The 17,375-nt window shown below is 48.9% G+C and carries 19 protein-coding genes and 2 pseudogenes; all 21 read right to left on the reverse strand.

The window, feature by feature from the left end:
- Positions 1-412: pseudogene (locus F0319_RS06480) on the reverse strand (VirB10/TraB/TrbI family type IV secretion system protein); the annotation flags it as partial.
- Positions 409-1,296, reverse strand: coding sequence for a P-type conjugative transfer protein VirB9 (gene virB9, locus F0319_RS06485; protein ID WP_149366617.1), 888 nt, complete (start codon positions 1,294-1,296; stop codon positions 409-411). The gene virB9 and the pseudogene F0319_RS06480, both read right to left, overlap by 4 nt.
- Positions 1,296-1,979: a VirB8 family type IV secretion system protein gene (locus F0319_RS06490; RefSeq protein WP_110219581.1), complete on the reverse strand. Its 684-nt coding sequence runs from the start codon at positions 1,977-1,979 to the stop codon at positions 1,296-1,298. The genes virB9 and F0319_RS06490 overlap by 1 nt, the downstream gene beginning before the upstream one ends.
- Positions 1,972-2,112 carry a hypothetical protein gene (locus F0319_RS22235; RefSeq protein ID WP_015696803.1) on the reverse strand — a complete coding sequence of 47 codons (141 nt, stop codon included), beginning with the start codon at positions 2,110-2,112 and terminating at the stop codon, positions 1,972-1,974. Before F0319_RS22235 ends, F0319_RS06490 begins: the two co-directional genes overlap by 8 nt.
- Before the next feature lie 89 nt (positions 2,113-2,201).
- Positions 2,202-3,233, reverse strand: a complete 1,032-nt coding sequence (locus tag F0319_RS06495) for a TrbL/VirB6 family protein (RefSeq protein ID WP_149366521.1) — start codon at positions 3,231-3,233, stop codon at positions 2,202-2,204.
- Between the two features lie 73 nt (positions 3,234-3,306).
- Positions 3,307-3,582, reverse strand: a complete 276-nt coding sequence (locus tag F0319_RS06500; RefSeq protein WP_149366522.1) for an EexN family lipoprotein — start codon at positions 3,580-3,582, stop codon at positions 3,307-3,309.
- A gap of 10 nt (positions 3,583-3,592) precedes the next feature.
- Positions 3,593-4,312, reverse strand: coding sequence for a TrbJ/VirB5 family protein (locus F0319_RS06505; protein WP_149366523.1), 720 nt, complete (start codon positions 4,310-4,312; stop codon positions 3,593-3,595).
- Positions 4,313-4,335: 23 nt separating this feature from the next.
- Positions 4,336-7,083 (reverse strand): VirB4 family type IV secretion/conjugal transfer ATPase, encoded by a 2,748-nt coding sequence (locus tag F0319_RS06510; protein ID WP_149366524.1) that lies wholly within the window; start codon positions 7,081-7,083, stop codon positions 4,336-4,338.
- A gap of 11 nt (positions 7,084-7,094) precedes the next feature.
- Positions 7,095-7,373, reverse strand: a complete 279-nt coding sequence (locus F0319_RS06515) for a TrbC/VirB2 family protein (RefSeq protein ID WP_032699349.1) — start codon at positions 7,371-7,373, stop codon at positions 7,095-7,097.
- Complete coding sequence (locus tag F0319_RS06520; RefSeq protein WP_079451576.1) at positions 7,354-8,019, reverse strand: lytic transglycosylase domain-containing protein; 666 nt, start codon at positions 8,017-8,019, stop codon at positions 7,354-7,356. Before F0319_RS06520 ends, F0319_RS06515 begins: the two co-directional genes overlap by 20 nt.
- A 77-nt stretch (positions 8,020-8,096) precedes the next feature.
- Entirely contained in the window at positions 8,097-8,318 is a 222-nt protein-coding gene (locus F0319_RS06525; RefSeq protein ID WP_032699271.1) for a hypothetical protein, read from the reverse strand.
- A 395-nt stretch (positions 8,319-8,713) separates the two neighbouring features.
- Positions 8,714-8,923 carry a TraR/DksA family transcriptional regulator gene (locus F0319_RS06530; protein ID WP_032699278.1) on the reverse strand — a complete coding sequence of 70 codons (210 nt, stop codon included), beginning with the start codon at positions 8,921-8,923 and terminating at the stop codon, positions 8,714-8,716.
- Positions 8,913-9,500 (reverse strand): DUF2857 domain-containing protein, encoded by a 588-nt coding sequence (locus F0319_RS06535; protein ID WP_149366525.1) that lies wholly within the window; start codon positions 9,498-9,500, stop codon positions 8,913-8,915. Before F0319_RS06535 ends, F0319_RS06530 begins: the two co-directional genes overlap by 11 nt.
- Positions 9,501-9,514: 14 nt before the next feature.
- A complete protein-coding gene (locus F0319_RS06540; RefSeq protein WP_032699280.1) occupies positions 9,515-9,709 on the reverse strand; it encodes an AlpA family transcriptional regulator in 195 nt (64 codons plus the stop codon).
- A gap of 138 nt (positions 9,710-9,847) precedes the next feature.
- A pseudogene (locus F0319_RS06545) lies at positions 9,848-10,715 on the reverse strand (hypothetical protein).
- Between the two features lie 161 nt (positions 10,716-10,876).
- Positions 10,877-11,377 (reverse strand): cupin domain-containing protein, encoded by a 501-nt coding sequence (locus tag F0319_RS06550; protein WP_052453876.1) that lies wholly within the window; start codon positions 11,375-11,377, stop codon positions 10,877-10,879.
- A gap of 24 nt (positions 11,378-11,401) precedes the next feature.
- Positions 11,402-12,160 (reverse strand): SDR family NAD(P)-dependent oxidoreductase, encoded by a 759-nt coding sequence (locus F0319_RS06555; protein ID WP_032699281.1) that lies wholly within the window; start codon positions 12,158-12,160, stop codon positions 11,402-11,404.
- Positions 12,161-12,172: 12 nt separating this feature from the next.
- On the reverse strand, positions 12,173-13,345 hold the full coding sequence (locus F0319_RS06560) for an acyl-CoA dehydrogenase family protein (RefSeq protein ID WP_032699289.1): 1,173 nt from the start codon (positions 13,343-13,345) through the stop codon (positions 12,173-12,175).
- A gap of 60 nt (positions 13,346-13,405) precedes the next feature.
- A complete protein-coding gene (locus tag F0319_RS06565) occupies positions 13,406-14,848 on the reverse strand; it encodes an FAD-binding oxidoreductase (protein WP_050500304.1) in 1,443 nt (480 codons plus the stop codon).
- Positions 14,849-14,852: 4 nt separating this feature from the next.
- Complete coding sequence (locus F0319_RS06570) at positions 14,853-15,962, reverse strand: GNAT family N-acetyltransferase (RefSeq protein ID WP_149366526.1); 1,110 nt, start codon at positions 15,960-15,962, stop codon at positions 14,853-14,855.
- Positions 15,963-15,983: 21 nt separating this feature from the next.
- Positions 15,984-17,168: an MFS transporter gene (locus F0319_RS06575; protein WP_149366527.1), complete on the reverse strand. Its 1,185-nt coding sequence runs from the start codon at positions 17,166-17,168 to the stop codon at positions 15,984-15,986.
- Between the last annotated feature and the right edge of the window lie 207 nt (positions 17,169-17,375).

The following is a 17,375-nucleotide window of genomic DNA, read 5'->3' on the forward strand; positions in this document are numbered from 1 at the left end:
GGGTGGGGGCGGGAGTGACGGCTTGGCGGGCAGGGTCTGTTTCGTCCTGTGTGTGTGGCCCGAACAGGCCAAACGGGTTACTGTCCATGCCCAGATTTTGACGCTCATGCAGCGTCTTCCCGGCGGAGGTCGGCGGCGAGGTGTCGGCTTCTTTCTCATTACCCCCTTTCAATGCACTGAAAAGACGATCGCCGCCGGATGCCAGGGCGATCACCAGCGCCAGACTCAGCAGGCTGACGGTCAGCGTGCGGCGACCGGATGCCTTGCGAAAACGGGTCACTTCCGGCTGGCCGGGCGGTGTTCTTTGCTCCGGCTCATGATACGCCATTGCCGCACGGGCGCGTTCGCGGGCTTCCGCTTCCCGCTCTGCGGTAGTTTTTTCCGGCTTGTCCGGCACAGGTTTATCGGTCATCTGGCCTCCAGCGTAACGGACGGTGAAACGGTGTCGCTGCGGGTTATCGCGATGCGCCCGAACCCGTCGTTTTCGATCCCTACCACCGAGGTGCCGTAACGCAACACCAGTTGTGGCGCTGCCGGCACCACCATCACAATGTAATTACCCTGCTTAACTGTCCGGGGCGTGAGCGCCTGCTCCCGTCCGTTAACCACCCGGAAAACAGACGGCAGGGTTTTGATGGGGGAAAAACCGATATAAGCAAAACGACCATCATCCCAGGCAAAATCCGGTGCGATGGAGGCCGAACCGGCGGCGACCCGTTTGGTGTAGCGCCAGTTGCGCGGCGTGCTGGCCTGTCCGAATGCCGCCGCTATCTGCTGCTTCTCCTGTCTTTCACGCTGCTGCGTCTGACGCTCGGCGCTGGCGGCGGCGGATTGCTGGCGAACCTCGGCCGGATAGTGGTAACGGATAACGAACGCCTGCGCGTGGGAATCGTGGTCCAGCACGTTCAGCTCCAGGCTGTAATCACGCTTTGAGGTCACCACGAAGAGGTTGGTCTTCCAGTCCTTTGCCGTGGGCAGGAACACCTGGCTGACGTTGTTGCCGCTGGCGTCCGTCACCGGCTGGGTTATGGGGTTCGGGCTGACGCCGACCCGGTTATCACTTTTCGTGACCGTCCAGCCTTTTGGAAAACCCGCTTGTGCATCAATCACAGTTTCATCGTCGTCAAACAGCAGCGTGGTGACGTAGCCGGGACGGGTATTCACCACGGTGGCGTTCTGGCTGTTATACGATACGTTCTGTATCCGGCTGTCATAGCCGCTGCCGCGCGGGGTGGCGGCGCTCCATGTCGCGCATGACACCATTAAGCCCGTCAGGAGCAGGATGTTTTTCAGCATCATTCGCTCCTCAGTTCTTTATCGCGCTGGTAGCTGGTGACGATAAAGCCCAGCGGGTTCACTTCCCGCTGGCTGTCCGTCAGTTGCTGATGCGGGACATAGCGGTAAGTGAGGCGGATATTCCAGAAGTCCGTTTTCACTGAATTATCAGAAATACGACGGAGGGTGCGCTTAATACGCAGTGTTGCCAGGTTATCGGGTCCGGTGGCAGGTGCATGCACATTAGAAATAATGTCGATATAGACGACATATTCGGCTTTATTAAAAATAACGTCCGGAGCCTGGTCGCCGTTAAACCTGTCCAGATAATCCCGGTTCACAGTGTCGCTGTTAAATAACTGTACGTCGTCGTAATCACGCTGGAGGGAGAAGTAATTATACCCTTCGCGAAGACTGACATAGTGTGCCGCCAGTGAGTGGGCCAGTGCTTTTTCAGACGCAATATCCCGCTCTTTAAGGCGGGTCATATACTCATAACGACCGGTCTGTTTGTCCACCGACCACAATTCAATGTCAGTGGTTTTCAGCGGCAGCAGAATAATAATGGCTGCGACCGCCAGTGCAGCCAGAATCAGCCCGGCAGCGGCCACCCGCCAGGCAGTTTTGCGGGAGCGCTCTTCCTTTTCCAGCAGGATGGATTCAAAAGAGCGCGAGACATCGATGATGCGCTGAATATCAGACATGGTGAGTCAGCTCCTGAATTATGGCGGGGGAATTAACCGGCTGGGGATCGCCGGACACCGGTGGGAGGTCGCCCTGATGCTGCGCGCAGCCCGTAAGCGCGCACAGCACCAGAAGCAAGATGCTGAATTTCATGGAAGCCTCTTATCGGATAAATGCATGAAGGCCTCACCGCTGGCAGAGGCCACGGCGTGACGGAGAAAAGAAATTAGCGGTCGGGAGGATTAACGATGACGCTGCTGATTCTGGCGTTTCATGCTTTCAATGGCGGTGGCACGTTTCTGCCAGGTGCTCACGGTTTTGCCCGCCCCTGCGGCAATGAACCTGCCGGTTGTCGCTGCTGCGGCCATGCCACCTTTGGCGGTCAGTCGGCCCCCGGTCTTTATACCGGGTTTGGAGACGTCGGCAGATTTGCTCGCCAGCCCGCTCAGTCCGCTCATAGCTGCACCCTGTAACACGGCCTGCACGGCGGCACCGCTCAGCGCAGTGGCTATTTTCGCTGAAAAATACACCAAGACGCCTGCGGCAATCCCGGCCAGCAAACATTGCGCCGCCAGGGTCACCATATTGCTTTCTGCAGACGTTGCTGTGGCGGCATCCAGTATTTTATTCAGGTAGTTGATGGCGATCCGGACAGACAGGGCAGAGAACATGATCGTTAAGATTGCGGTAAATAGTGTTTTCAGCCAGTTATCAAACATGGGTTTAAGAAAACCGTACAGCAGGCAGAAAATAAAGAGTGGGGCGGTGGTGGTCATTAACAGAATGGTGATTTCGGCGAGCAGGTTGACAAAGGTTGCAGCCAGTAACAGAACGATTGCACCGCCCCAGACCAGCACCTCGGCAAAGCCGCCATTCATTTTAACGTAGGTAGAAGTGTCCAAATTGAACAGCGTTTGCCCCAGCGCTTGTGCCTTTTCCCACACCGTGTCGAGCAGCGCCCAGACATTATCATCGCCACTGATGCCGTCCTTAAGCCCTTCAATGGCCGCAATGATGGCATCCAGCCAGCCATCGCGGTTTAAAACAAAGGTGGTGATCAACAACATGCGGCCCACATCCCAGACAACATCTTCAACAGGTGTCTGGAGTTTGCCGCCAAGGGTCTGATACCCGCGATACGTAATAAATACGGTAAAGGAACTGACGATAATCACACTGATTAGGGTGCCGTAGGTAGAAGACTGACCTTCTAACACGGCATTGAATCCATCCATGATGTTTTTGTCCATACCAACAAAAATACCACCGGACATGGTGCCTCTCATTAGTCAGGAACAGACAGGGGATAAAAACAGGGAAGGACCCCTGTTTTTGTTGGTGGGGATCTTACTGAGTGACGGATTTTCTTTTTTGGGCTTCCTGCTGAAACAGTGTCTCGAATTTTTCCCTGATGCCGGGTTTGCCTGTCTGGGCAAACATGAGTGCTGCCCGGTGCGCAAACTCGCAGTTGTCGCTTGCCTCATCATCCATGAGGCATTGCGTATAGACTTTATAGGTTTCATCGGGATGTTCTTTATACCAGGCTTCTGATTTCGTCTCTTTACAACCGGATAAGACGAGAATGCCTGACATGATGCATAAGGTTAATACGGGTTTTAACATGTTAACCTCCCTATAGAGAGTTCAGATCGGCAACGGGCGCAGTTAATTGCTGTTGCTCAAAGGCTTTCTGTTTTTGCTGTTCCAGCAGCGTTGTTCGCTGTTCAGCCTGTTTGACTGACATTTCCCACTGGCTGGTCAGCGCATTTAATTGTACGCTTTTGGCCGCGATGGCGTTAGCCAGGTCCTGCGACTCTTTCGAATCCTGCGCATTAGCAATACGGTCTGATAAATCTGATATATCGCCGAGCGTGCCCGTGATCTTGTTTTCAACCTCGGACGTATTTTCTATCGCTACGGCCTGATTCAGGATCATCTGTTTGCAGCTGTCCAGATAGCGTTGTGAAGCGCTGGACGGGTTACAGGTATCGAACGTTTTATATTTGTTATACAAGCTATTAAGTTCAGACGAATATGACCCGCTTTGGTTGCTCAGCAGGTCATCCAGTGAAATACCGTGCTGACGAAGATTATCAATATCGGTTTTCAGACTTTTGGCCTCGCGGAGAAATTCCTGAACGTCACGCACGCCCGTTGCCGTGGCTAATTGCTGCTTGTAGGCATCAAGTTCACTTCTGTAATGGGTAACGGTTTCCTGCCACTGCTGGAGTTTCTGGATCCACTGATTCATGGATTCGGTATTCTGTACGGCGTCGAATACCGGTATTCCGGCGCTCATCGCCTGGGTGGAAATAAACAGTGATAATGCCAGTATGGTATATCTGAACCGCATTTTTATTACCTCCGTCATGAATATTACAGGGCTTGTTCAAGGAAGGCGGCTTTCCAGTCATCAGGCTGCATTCCTTCCAGATACAGGGTGTCGAACAGCTTCAGGTTGTCTTCGCTGCCGCTGAGCATTTTGGTAAGTTTCCCGAGGCCCGATAAATCCATTTTCGCCATCGCCACAAAAGGCCGGGTTTCACCCGCGCGTAACGGCGTTTTCAGGACCACCATAGATCGCTCACCCGGATCGAGGTTTCTGACGATGTCGTACACGCTTTCCGGCACTTTCATCTTTTCCACGTAATCCGCCCTGCTGGCCTTCGGGTTGGCGAGAAAAATCTGCGTGCTGCACTGCTCGATAATCGCCGGGGCAATCGGGTGCTTGACGATTTCGTCAGGCGACTGCGTGGCGGGGATGAAGATGCCGTTCAGTTTGCGGATCACTTTCAGCATATTGAGCGAGAAGCGGGAGAATTCGACATCGGCCAGCCATTTCCAGAACTCGTCCATGAACATCACCAGCCGGCGACCGTCCAGCAGGCTGGTGACGCGGTAAAGCAGATAAAACGTGATGGGGCCGCGAATGTCGTCATCATCGAGAAATTCCGTACCGTCGATACCAAAATTTTCGACGTCGCTGATATTGAAGGTGTCCTCCTCATTGTCGAATACCCAGCCGAACTCGCCGCCCTGCGCCCACTGTTTAAGGCGAATACGTAGCCCGTTGATGCGGGCGTCGGGGGTTGGCGGCTCCGGCAGGACTTCCAGCAGCCGGGTGATACCGAACTTGCGGTATTCCGGCGGGTAGTCGAGCATAATGGTATCTACGGCGGCACTGATCCGCTCCTCATCGCGCGGATCGAGCGGCTTGCCGTTGCGGCCGCACAGCATGCGCACCAGTCGTTTGTTAAAGCTGATATTCCGCCGGGTCGGCGCAAGCTTAAACGGGTTAAACCCGGTGGGCGTGCCGGTGCGGATACGGAAGTAGCGTCCGCCCATCTGGCGTATCGCCATCTCCGCCGCCCGGTCCTTGTCGAAATACACGGTGGTTAGCTGCTTAAGGGGGGCTGATTCAGAGAACGTCGCCGGATTGCGGTACTTCTGCATTAGTTGCTGCATCATGGTCATCAGCATCGTTTTCCCTGAGCCGGTTTTACCGATAATCGCCGTATTACCCGGCGTTTTTTCGTTGAAGTCATCCCGCCCGCTCTGGCTGTCGTGCAGGTTCAGGTAATACCCGCCACTGCCAGGGGATTTGAGTATCGCGATGGCATCGCCCCAGGGATTGCCGTTTCGTTTATGAGGATGAAAATTGTGCAGGCTCGCCAGGTCGGCAAAGTTCTGGCTGCTGACGGCCACCAGACGGGGGCGCAACGTATACACCCCCGGCAGTTGCGCCAGGTACGCGGCGGGCAGCGACAGCGTGGACAGCGTCGTCATGATGCCGAGGTCGGCGAAGGGTTGCGCCAGCGCGTTGGTGTCCTTGACCACCTGGTCGGCGCTGTCTGAAGATACCAGCAGGGAAAAGTGGTATTTTCCGCAGGAGACATGCCCGGACTGGAGCAGGTCACGCAACACAATCAGCTCTTCGCGCTGTGAAATGGCGTCGTCATCTGCCGAAGTCAGGCGCTTTTCCGCCAGGCGAATATGCTTCTGCACCTCATCGCGGGCCATGCAGGTGAAGGACTGCGTCAGCACATACTCGCTTTCGGCATACAGCAGTGCGTCCAGCAGGCCGGTCGCGGTCTCCGGCGAGTAGTCTTTGATTTCCAGACTTCGAAAAAAGCGGGAGCCGCCGACGGTCTGGCACTCGGCGGTGTCGGTGGTAAAAAAGACATCCGGCGTGCTTAACGTTTCATAAAACGCCGCAGGCGTGACCGCCACCTTTTGCCACTGGCCGGTGAGCAGACGGTGGTAAAAGGACAACTGGGCGGAATATACCCGCCCGTTTTCTTCATACATCCCCAGCGGCGTCGTCGTATAGCGGGACAGCGTCGAAGCCAGCGCATTCCGGTGTTCCAGCATCACTTTCAGGGCATCATCCAGCGCCGCTTTGCGTTTACCGTACGGTTGCGCCTTCATGGCCTTTTTCCCCAGCGGAGAGAAGGGCGCGTAGCAGACGGTGAAAAACAGCCGATGCCGCCAGAACGGCTTTTCGTTGATCGGCTGGTAATACCGCCGGGTCACTTCATCAGAAAAGGGAATACCTGAATTCGCGTCAAAGGCATCGTGGTATTTTTCCCGGATACGGTGAAGATAGAAAGTGACCGGCAGGCCTTCATATGAACGAATAACGTTATTGAGATGCGTCGCCATTAACGTCAGATGGTGTTCGTCCTCGCATTCAAAAATGGTGCCCTCCAGCTCCCAGCTGGCAACCAAATCACCCTGGCGGTTTCTGATGACGTACGGGTGAATATGGGAGGAATACGGAATGTATTTCTCCAGCGTAACGCGCTCGTTTAACTTCATTTTTTCAATAAACTCCGAGACGTCGACAGCGTCATAGCGATTTGCCAGCAGGGCATTGGCACCAAAATGTTTATTGGTGCCAAACCGGCCACGGGTTTTAAAGGCCAGCCAGAGCAGCCCGAAATAGTGAATATCGGTTCTGGCTTTTGCCTTCATCTCCAGCCAGGCGGGAATAAGCAGTAATACCAGGTAATAGCTGACATAAACCGCCAGCAGGACGATAGCCCCGCTGACCATCACGAACGGCACGAGGGGAATACCGGCTATGGCGGCAGGCCGCGTCAGCGCTTTGTTCAGCGTAGCCATCGTTACCTCCCTTATGACGCCCAGTAGGCACCGAAACCTGACGCACCGACGATAAGGATGGCGCCAATGATGACGTTGCGCATGTCGTGCAGGCTCTTGCCGTCAAACAAGACTTTGTATCCCACCCACATGGTGGCCAGCGTGATGGTGACGGCGGCCAGCCCGAGCAGGCCAGTGGAGGTGTTACTCAGCGTCTCATTGGCTTTATTAAATCCGCTGTCTGCTGCCAGCACCGGGCTTGCCATTAACAAGGAAGAGAGGGCGGGCCAGTCAGTCTGTTTTCGTTTCATCATTGTTCCTCCTGGGGTCGGGAATGGGTAACGCGCCGCGTATCAAGGCGTTGGGGTAGTGCAGGGATGTCAGAACTGGCGTGGCGTTATCGGTAAGCTCGCCACGCATGACGGCGGCGGGGTAACGGATTGTCGGCACGAGCTTTTCGGCGGGAAGTCGCTGCCGGTCTTCCCGCGTTGACGGCACGGCGTAGCCGATGCGCTGGATGTAGCTGGTCTGGTTAAACGCAGATTCCGGCTGTTGGCCGGTCGTGAAATTTCCTGAGTAGTAGCAACTGAGCGCACGTTTGAGGGAACCGCCGCGGCGGTAGCAGTCGGTGAGGATGTGCTCAAACACGGACAGGTTGGTACAGGGGTTAAGAAGGTCACGGGCGCTCGCGCGGTAATGACGGAAATTGGTGCTGGTGATTTGCATCAGCCCGACCGAATAGCGTCGGCCCTGTGCTGCCAACCGTCCGGTGAGGCTGACGGCCTCATCCCTGCTCGTGGGGAAATGTGAAATCACGCCTTTGCCACCGGGCAGAATTTCAGCGATGGCATACGGATTCAAACCGGATTCGACCCGCGCCACATCAAGTGCCGTAGACGGGTGAATGCTGGGGGCGCACTGCATAGCCGCCGCCAGAAATACGGTGGTGGAAAGCATGATGGCCTCGGAATGATAAACCGGGCAACGCGTACCGCCATCAGACGGCACAGGGCCGGAAAAAGGGGGAAGGGTGGTTAAACGGGATGAGTATCCTGTATTGTGTCGCCGTCATCCCGGGGCTCAAGGAGCACCAGCTTTCCGGAAACGGCAATGCCGGGTGTCAGTACCACGTTCAGTCCGGGTTTATCGTGATGGGCGAAAGCGACGCCGACTTTCGTCCACCAGGTGTTTTTTTCACCCTGTGGGTCGGGCTGACTTTCCTGGGTGACAAATACGTGATAAATGGGTTTTCGCATGACGCCTCCTCTAATAAAAACAACAATGAGTTAAATGAATGTCACATCCCAATTCTGCATTCCGGTTTTAACGGGTCAGCGAGAACATTCAGCGGCACCCTGAATTGTGGTTTCGTGACAGCCCGAAACTTATTTTTAAAGAGCAATACCCGACCCGGGGAAATTAACGTCCATTCGGGTAGCTATTATGTAATGAGGTTTTCAGGATCAGATATCCGGGGCGGTATATAAACTATAAATTCAAAGTTAAAATGAGAGAGATAAATTAGTGGCGGAGGGGGTAAGCTCTGCGAAAAATAAAAGTAAGTGAAATAGTTAATAAAGACGACTGTATATTCATAGTTAATGATAAAGACATGCAGGGGAAATATTCCTGCATGTCTTTATGACCATTATTAACGTGTTCGACGTTCAAGTTTTTTCTGGCATTCTGTGCAGGTGGTTATGCCCGGGAGTGCCTGCCGTCGCTTTTCAGGAATGGGCTTACCGCATAGACGACAATGGAAAAATGATGGCGTAGACCCTGGCTTAAAACGACTCTGTTCAATCATATCCTCCAGTCGTTGCTCATTAAATTCCTGATCGCGGTCGATCTCATCTGGCATGTGCGACCCTCCGGTCTGATGTCTCCTGTTCACAAAGTGCGATCCGCTTCCAAACGATGGTCAGTGACAACCCTTCGACTTTCGGCAGCAGGGTTTGCGTTACCTGCATCATGGCGGCCAGCGCATCGGCCGAGTCCAGGTTGGCCACCCGGCATTGTTGCCATTGCCGCCAGATGGCCGCATCCGTCTCTTCGTTCGGCTCTGGCGTCCGGCCATAAGGCACACGGACGCCCAGTAACCGGCGGCGAAGGCAGACTTCGTTGGAGGTGAGGCCAAAATATTTGTTGAGTAGCGCAATTGACCCGCCGAGCCGGATGGCATGATTGATATGTTGCTGCTGCAGAACCTCCTTACGGGATTTAGCCAGAAGCAGGTGTAATGCGTCGTGATGAACCGTCACAGCCAAAAACTGCGCAGACTCCCGACTGATGATAAACAGCTCGTCTAGTGATAATTGGTTGAGGGCATTCATTTCGTCGAAAGTGAATCCGAGCGATTCACAGTAGCGAATGTTGCCATCCTTCAATGCATGCAAGGCATCGGTTAAAACGGCGTAATTCAGTGACGGGATAATCATGGTGTTTTCTCCCTTCAGCTTATTGAGCGGCGGGCTAATTTAATATTGATCCATTCGTCAATTTCCGATTCGAGCCAGGCGACACTGGCTGGGCCAATCTTGATTGAGCGAGGGAAGGTGCCGTCTTTCATATACAGATAGATTTGAGAGCGCTTCAGGCCCGTTTTTTCTTCAACCTGTTTCAGACGTAATAACTGATGAGATGTCACGGTATTCTCCTGTGGCAGATGTTGCGCTAGCCGGGAGATAACACGACAACACAAAGTCGTGGTGCGGAGAAAGTTGATGAACCCGTATTACGGAAAATCCAATCCTTAATACGGGTTTTCATAGCGAAGGGCATCATCTTACTTTTGTGTTGGTAGGGAAGGGGGCGAGCCGCGCTCAAGCGCAGTTTTGAGCGTGTCGCCACTGAATCGATCGGTAATGCCTTCCTCTGATGCCCATTGCTCAAAAATGGATAGCAACTTGTAAGGTTTTCCTATCAAAGGGCTGATAGTTTCATTATTTCTACAGGCAAGCCAAAATAGTCTTGATAGTGGGGATGATATGCGTGTGGAAGAATCCGAGAGTGATTTTTTTTCCAGCCAGCCAGTTGACTATTTTATTTAACTCAGTTTGCCTGATAACAAAACATGCATCCTTCGGTAAGTTATAAATAGGTAAGTAGGCATCATTAAAACTTAAATCTATGCCATTTAATGAGATTCCATTGCGTAATGAAATTCTATTGTGAACTAGAAAGTTTTCCCCTGATAAGGAAACAGTGATGCCATAGTTATTGTTCCCTCTAAGTACAGGTGATGGTATTTTTAGATTGTGAGCAAGTAGGCATTGTATGAGAAAATATTCATATCCAAAAAGACTTGTATCAATGACGCCATGAGAAGTGTGAAAATATTTACCTTCGGTGCTGAAAGTTAAATTACTCTCGCTAAAAAAAACGATGTCATCCGACGTAATTTTGCCGTCAGGTAAGTTATTATCTTTAGGTTTTAGCTTTAATTTATGGTTATAGGATTTTATTTTCCTCAAGGTAATTGGAGACTGAAAGTATATCGAAAGGAGGATTTTTCCCTGCAGAGCATATCGATAGATATCACTTTCTTGTATTTTTCTAATGCCGTTTTTCTTTGATGCTTTAACTGCTTCTTTGATAGTTAACCAGTCTGAGTTTACATTTTTATTCTTAAAAAAAGCGAGTCTGTCTGACATAACATATCTCCTTTTACATATCCGTGCTGATAAATATAATGCCCTCTCATAAGGTGAATAAAGAATGACTGTTGATGGAAGGTTGGATATTTTTTTCAGTATTATCCATTCGTATTGATTTGCAATATAAGAATGCCGCAAAAAATTCGCGGCATTTTGGTTTATTTTAAATTTGGATTGATGTCGGGATTTTCAAAATCAGGAACAAAAGAAAGATATTTTCCTCCAATCTTTATAGCCCGTCTGTTTGCTTCTGCATCATGAATGTGTAACGGTGGGGTAACACCCTCTTTCGCTACAATGCCTGTTTCTCTAAAGAACCCTTCGAAACCTGCGGGAGAGAACATCAACAATATCTTGATAGGTTTAATGCTGTTATTTCTAAATTGGTGATAAATGCCCTTTGGTACATAAACAAAATCGCCAGGGTTTGCCTGAAAGGTATTTTCTCCGGCTCTTACGGTTAATTGGCCGTCTAGTACATAAAATATCTCATCAGCGTCTTCATGAAGATGCCAGATCGGACCACCACCAGGCCCAACAAATCCCTGAATAATAGAAATGCTGCCGCCGGTATTTTCTTTGTCAAGCTTGATAGTATAGGTGTCATTATTTAACCAAAGCGGAACGCCTTCATTATCTCTAATAATAAATGGTTGCATTATTTGTACCTCACGGTTATGAATTTAAAGAGAGTGGCCGCCATCAATAACTATTCGTGTACCCACTAAGTAGTCAGACTGGCCTGAGCAGGACCAAATAATGGCTTGAGCGATCTCTTTAACATCGCCAATACGCCCAATGGGGATCAAATCGCGCCATCTTTTGTCACGGTCTGCCGCCGATTCGCCGGGAAGTTGGGTCATTTCGGTGGCCAATGGACCTGGGTTTATTGAGAAAACTCGCACGCCGTGCGTGATAGCCTCTTTTGCCGAAACGCGGGTCAATGCATCGACGGCAGCCTTTGAAGCGGTGTAGGCTGCCGTGCCCGGAATATTCAGCCCGATAGACATATTTGATGAAATATTAACGATAGTCCCGGCCCGGTTTTCTTTCATCGACTGAAGTTCGCGCTTCAGACTTTCAAACAAACCAATGACATTAGTAGTGAATACGTGATTAAAGTCTTCACTGGAGGTTTCATCGACAAAACCAAAAGAAAATACTCCGGCGTTATTAACGGCAATATCAAGAGTACCGACTCTATTTTTAATTTCATCAAACAGGTTATCTATTGATTGATTATTATTTACGTCGAAAGGAATAACCCATGATTTGCCAGGAGTCTCGGAGATCGCTTGCGCTGTCTCTTCTAGTTTCTGCTTATTTCGACCTGCAAGAATAACGGTTCCGCCAAGTCGTGAAAATGCCAAGGCTATTTCTCTGCCAAGTCCACTGCCTGCGCCGGTTACAAGAATTTTCTTTTGCGAAAAAATACCACTCATCGGTTCTCTTCCTTATATAAAGTAATCTTCGACTTTGCCACCAAGGAGAATATCGCCGCACACCTGCAGGACTTTTTCCTGCGCGACAGCGTGCTGGCAAATAGTGTTGATATCACGTAATGCGCGATCAAAAGGTGTTTCATGGGTGTAGATAGAACCCCCACCCTGTAGGTCATACAAGCTTGAAACGATGGTTCGTGCGGTTTGAAAGGCATTTCTTCGACTCAAAGCTGACTGCACGCGCCAATGAGTAATATCGTCATGAGCGGCATCGGCTTCGAGCGCCTGCCATAATGTACTTACGCTGGTGAGCGCCGCGTTTCTAGTGATAAATAACTGATTCTCTGCGTTAGCCACCGCCGTCTGTACGCGCTTTGAGTTTCGCCATTTCACATCATTGATTCTGTCTGTGCGGTCGTCGGCGACGTCGTAGATATAGTCCAGACAGGCTCTCGCAAGTCCCAGCGGGATACCGGCCATTTTGCGTAAAATTGCATCCGGCGTTTTGTGCAGTGGCCCTTGACGTTTTGGTTCCGAGAAATTGAACGCGTGCTGTTCGGGAATGAACAATCCTTGCGTGGAGTAGTCCTGACTGCCGCTTCCCCGCAGGCCGGTGGTGAACCAGGTGTCGGAAAAAAGGTAGTCGGCAGGACGCGCCAGCATGACTCGCCAAAGGGGCTTGCCGTTATCATCCAGTATAAGATTGCCGTTACGGTAGAGGAAGCAACCTGCCGAGATGACATCGCCATGAGGCGATCCGCTGGCAAAACGCCATTTGCCAGTGACAATGTAGCCGCCATCAACTATCTCGGCTTTTCCCTGCGGGTGTATCCAACCCGCCACGGCCAGATTGGCGTGTGGAAAGATCTCTTTGGCGCTTTTTTCTTCCAAGAAACCTGAATAAATACCTGAGTCACAACCAATCATGGCGCACCAGGCGGTAGCCGTATCGCCCCGGGCGAGTTCTTCCAGTACAAGGATTTGCTCAATCGACGTCAGTCCGGCACCGCCCCATGATTGCGGGAAACACATTCCAAATATCCCAATGCCACGTAGCCTTTCAATAATATTGAGTGGTATCCTGCGATGCTCTTCTATTTCACGAGCGGAGTTACGTAATTTGCCACGTAAATCTCTTAGATTAACTAATATATTGCTAAATGTATTTTCTTCATGAGTTATCATGGATGTGCCTCAATAAATGAACCTATAAGATTAAATCTTAAAAGTACATATTGGTTATTATTAATAACTATATCGCCCGGATGCGAAAATTCCCTTTGGGTCTAAAGTTTTTTGCAAGCTTCTAATGATTTCACCTTCACGAAGCGTTCTGGCATTACGACTATTGGCGAGAGGATGTTCGACGTCCAAACGATAAGGATAAAAACCGGAAGCACTAAATTTTTCATGAAGAAGTTTCAGAGCACGATGAGCTTTTCTTATTTCCTCTTCTACGCGTTCAAAACGAATGGATACAACGAGATCAATAATCTGATCACTCAGCGTATTAATTGTGGCGCCGCAGCGCACGCCAGTAGACTCGAAGATATCGTCGAAATGTAGATAAGCCTGTTTAATAGCCTGACCGGTAAAAGGAAGCAGAGGCAAGAAAAATATCCAGCCTTTGCCTTCGGCATCTATTTCAGCCGGTGTAGTACCGAGCGTCTTCTCCAGAAGGATATCATGATATTTAGTATCCCCTTGATAGGCAGCGTTGACTAGATTGGCGACGATATCATCTTGATAAGGATTCGTAGGGCTGTCGTTCCAGATCAAAGAGATGAATTTCTCGCCAGCTTTTACAAACTCGGTTTCCAGCGCGGTGGAAAGTGCCGATACTACTGAGGCAGCTCCCGAAAGAGGCAAATGAACGAGAAACTCGCCCTTATTCGCACCATACGTCAGTGTTGAGGTTTCATCATAAACCTTAAGTACACCGTGAATTAACCCTTGTGCTGACCAACGCTGGAAAGTATTGATAGCATACTCTAGGTTTTCGGGAGAAAAGGAAATATAGGCGACGCGAGATTTTTCTGGTCGATTAAGTAGACGTACAACGCCACCGGTTATAATTCCGAGATTCGATTGGGTGAATAATTGCACCAGTGAAGGGCCAATCCCGTGGGAGTATAATGCGCTATGTTTTCCCTGTTCCGGCCACCAGCCCACTCGGTGCAGTGTCCCGTTGGCGAGAACAATTTCCAGGCCGAGAAGATCTTCTGTACGCTGGTGCCTCAACCCGACGCCCCGATCGAGAGCATTACCTAAAAAACTCGTTTCTGCAGATGAGGCTGTCACATTAATAAAGCGATGGGTGTTCAGTAATTTTTGCGATAATATTCCCTGCGTCACACCTGGCTCAATGACAGCATAACCCTCTGCGATATTAATCTCGCGAATTTTATTTAATCCGGTCAGCTTCAACTGCACGGCGTTGTCTGACGGAGGTTTTGTTGAACCTAGCCCCCAATTGTATCCAGTTGAGTAGGGATAAAGCGCTGTTTCTCCGTCAAATTGATCTGCTAGCTTAACAATACGAATTACTTGTTCAATACTGGAAACATCCACTCGGCCAGAAACCGATGGGGAAGTATATTCACCAACATCATTCGGTGTTTTTACATAGGCGACGACGTTTTTATGATCTAAATGCTGTTCGAGAAAGGAGATGAACTTTTTGCTCATTTAATCAATCCTCTATTTTGCGATAGCTAATATTCGGGTTCAGAAAGAAATAGTGCATTTCATTACTGTATGAACCATCGTGATTTTTCAATCGCCCCGGACGCATCCCCTCAAATTCAAACCCTCCCTTTTGCGCGACTCTTTCTGACGCGATATTGCCTTCTTTGACACCAAGTTCTAAACGTACATAACCAGCTTCATTAAAGGCCCATTTTTTCAAAAGATTCAGTGCCCTTACGGCGTAGCCTAAACCACGATATTCCGGCAATATCCCGTAACCCACATCACCTACATGAGGTGGGACAACATTGCGGATAACAATTTTTCCTACAGCATTACCAGTTGAGCATTCTATAATAGTTAGTAATATATTAGGGCCTACGGCTGAATTAATCCCGCAACGCCTGACTTTTTGTTTTATTTCATCAAGTGATGCTGTATCGAATAAACCCCACTTCGATGATTCAGGATTTGATTGCTCTAACCATATACAAAATGTGTCTTTTGTTTCGGCTAAACGTAGTGCAATTTTTTCATCGCGATAAATATTACTATCCACTGCAGGGAATAATAGGCTTTTTCCCGTGTTAGTTTGATCCTTCAATAATGAAAATACTGCAAATTCCTCTAACTCTGAACTTACATTAAATTTTTGTGTAATACCTTCAAAAGTATACCCGCTCAATATAAGGCTATTAATGATTTTACGATGATCAATCAGAATGTGAGTCTCAACTCTCAGTGTCTTATATTTTTCAAATAAAAAAACTGAAAGTTTACGGAATAGTCCGGTTTTTATTTTTTCTCCTAATGGCGTATGAATGTTAATGTCTAGAATTATGCTGCTATAATCATTTTCTGATGGCCGCAAGAAAATGTCTCCTATATGCTCCGGCTTGCATTTTCGTATAACAAATATTTTATGTGTGAATGATTTTTTATTGGGCGTGTCATTTGATAACCTTGCCTCGCAACTTTGGTCGATAATTTTATCACTCTCGCTGTGGTAAATGATTGGGATCTCATGCTTGTATTTGTTTTCGGGAAATGAGTGCGATTCCGGAATAGTTTGAATGTTATTTTCATAGCCTAATGAATTAGTTTCACTGTTCATGGTCTATTCCTATTGGTACAGTCAGATATTTGTCTGAGGATTAACAGCAGGAGTATCGTAACGGTTGTTTCTCAAAACAGGGAGTAGGGTGACAATCGCCAATCCTGCTAAAAAAATACCGATGAGAGTTGGTGCACGGTAGCCATAACCTTGGTCGATTGCATAGCCACCGGCCCATGAACCAATAACTACTCCAAGACAAATAACGGAGGTATGCATAGTGTTAATTAATGAAGTATTAGGGGCTGCTTTAAACACGCGTGAGGACATGGCAGGAGTGAGAGTAATACCAGTAAGTCCTAAAATCATTACAGAAATCAGCACTAATATTTTATTTTCGTAGAAGGTATAAAGCCCAAACAGTGCAAGTACTAGCACGACGCTTCCGGTGAAAACAACTTTAATCGGCGATTTATCTGCTAGTCGACCTACAAGAAAGTTACCAATTACCGTGAATACACCGTAAGCGAAGAGAATAGCCGGGATATATGGAGTATCGAAACCGACAGTGTTTTCAAAATAGGGAACGAAGTAACTGAATGTCGCGAATGTAGCAGCAATAATAAAGAAACTTGTAATAAAAGCCCCCCAGATTGATCTGTTTATAATTGAACCAAATTCAGCCTTAATACTACCCTTAGCCTCCGCTTTGAATTTAGGAACAATCAGTATAATACCTATTCCAGCTAAAGATGTAAGGACAATAATTAATGCGAAGGAAACTCTCCAGCCATAATACTGGTCAAGTATTGCTGATAGTGGCAGTCCCGCCACCGTCGCTATCATCATCCCGCCCAATACGATGGAGGCTGCAACGCCAAAGCGTTCCGGTGGAACCATTTTTGCCGCTGTCAACAGCGCAAAACCGAAGAAGGCTGCCGAAGATAATCCGGTCGCAAACCTCGCTACTGCTAAAAGATCATAAGTTGCAGAAACGGTTGCGACTACTTGGGCGACAAGAAATATGCCAGTAATAGTCAATAATGCTGCTTTATTGCTAAGTTTAACTAAAAATGTAGCAAGCAAGGGACCACCGAAAACCATACCTAATGAATAAATGGTAATTAAATATCCAACTTTAGGAATGGAAACACCTAAATCAGATGACATGGATGTGATTAATCCTGCGACCATGTATTCAGATGTTGTCATGGCAAATAGAGTAAAACCTAAAACATATATTGCCGCTGGAAGTGGTTTATTCATAAAAGTTCACTCAATGTGATTAACAGTAATGAAACTAATACCCTCGATCATCAGTTTTTGTAAACAGAATATGAATCATAATTGTTATGACATTTTTCACCAATATAATCTGCTGGTTTATCGAGTTGTCGTGTTAGGTTAGGAGGTTAAGATATCGAATTTAGGTAATTAAATTGTCATCGGCTTATCTTAAAAATAGATAATGTT

Origin of the sequence: Enterobacter vonholyi (genome assembly GCF_008364555.1) — a bacterium.
Lineage (GTDB): Bacteria > Pseudomonadota > Gammaproteobacteria > Enterobacterales > Enterobacteriaceae > Enterobacter > Enterobacter vonholyi.

Bases quoted from the DNA above. Each gene is read 5' to 3' on its own strand.
- F0319_RS06530 (WP_032699278.1), bottom strand. From the start codon at position 8,923: ATGCCAGATGAGATCGACCGCGATCAGGAATTTAATGAGCAACGACTG.
- F0319_RS06525 (WP_032699271.1), bottom strand. From the start codon at position 8,318: ATGCGAAAACCCATTTATCACGTATTTGTCACCCAGGAAAGTCAGCCC.
- F0319_RS06495 (WP_149366521.1), bottom strand. From the start codon at position 3,233: ATGTCCGGTGGTATTTTTGTTGGTATGGACAAAAACATCATGGATGGA.
- F0319_RS06505 (WP_149366523.1), bottom strand. From the start codon at position 4,312: ATGCGGTTCAGATATACCATACTGGCATTATCACTGTTTATTTCCACC.
- F0319_RS06535 (WP_149366525.1), bottom strand. From the start codon at position 9,500: ATGATTATCCCGTCACTGAATTACGCCGTTTTAACCGATGCCTTGCAT.
- F0319_RS06515 (WP_032699349.1), bottom strand. From the start codon at position 7,373: ATGAAACGAAAACAGACTGACTGGCCCGCCCTCTCTTCCTTGTTAATG.
- F0319_RS06565 (WP_050500304.1), bottom strand. From the start codon at position 14,848: ATGAGCAAAAAGTTCATCTCCTTTCTCGAACAGCATTTAGATCATAAA.
- F0319_RS06490 (WP_110219581.1), bottom strand. From the start codon at position 1,979: ATGTCTGATATTCAGCGCATCATCGATGTCTCGCGCTCTTTTGAATCC.
- F0319_RS06550 (WP_052453876.1), bottom strand. From the start codon at position 11,377: ATGCAACCATTTATTATTAGAGATAATGAAGGCGTTCCGCTTTGGTTA.
- F0319_RS22235 (WP_015696803.1), bottom strand. From the start codon at position 2,112: ATGAAATTCAGCATCTTGCTTCTGGTGCTGTGCGCGCTTACGGGCTGC.
- F0319_RS06500 (WP_149366522.1), bottom strand. From the start codon at position 3,582: ATGTTAAAACCCGTATTAACCTTATGCATCATGTCAGGCATTCTCGTC.
- F0319_RS06520 (WP_079451576.1), bottom strand. From the start codon at position 8,019: ATGCTTTCCACCACCGTATTTCTGGCGGCGGCTATGCAGTGCGCCCCC.
- F0319_RS06555 (WP_032699281.1), bottom strand. From the start codon at position 12,160: ATGAGTGGTATTTTTTCGCAAAAGAAAATTCTTGTAACCGGCGCAGGC.
- virB9 (WP_149366617.1), bottom strand. From the start codon at position 1,296: ATGCTGAAAAACATCCTGCTCCTGACGGGCTTAATGGTGTCATGCGCG.
- F0319_RS06570 (WP_149366526.1), bottom strand. From the start codon at position 15,962: ATGAACAGTGAAACTAATTCATTAGGCTATGAAAATAACATTCAAACT.
- F0319_RS06510 (WP_149366524.1), bottom strand. From the start codon at position 7,083: ATGGCTACGCTGAACAAAGCGCTGACGCGGCCTGCCGCCATAGCCGGT.
- F0319_RS06575 (WP_149366527.1), bottom strand. From the start codon at position 17,168: ATGAATAAACCACTTCCAGCGGCAATATATGTTTTAGGTTTTACTCTA.
- F0319_RS06560 (WP_032699289.1), bottom strand. From the start codon at position 13,345: ATGATAACTCATGAAGAAAATACATTTAGCAATATATTAGTTAATCTA.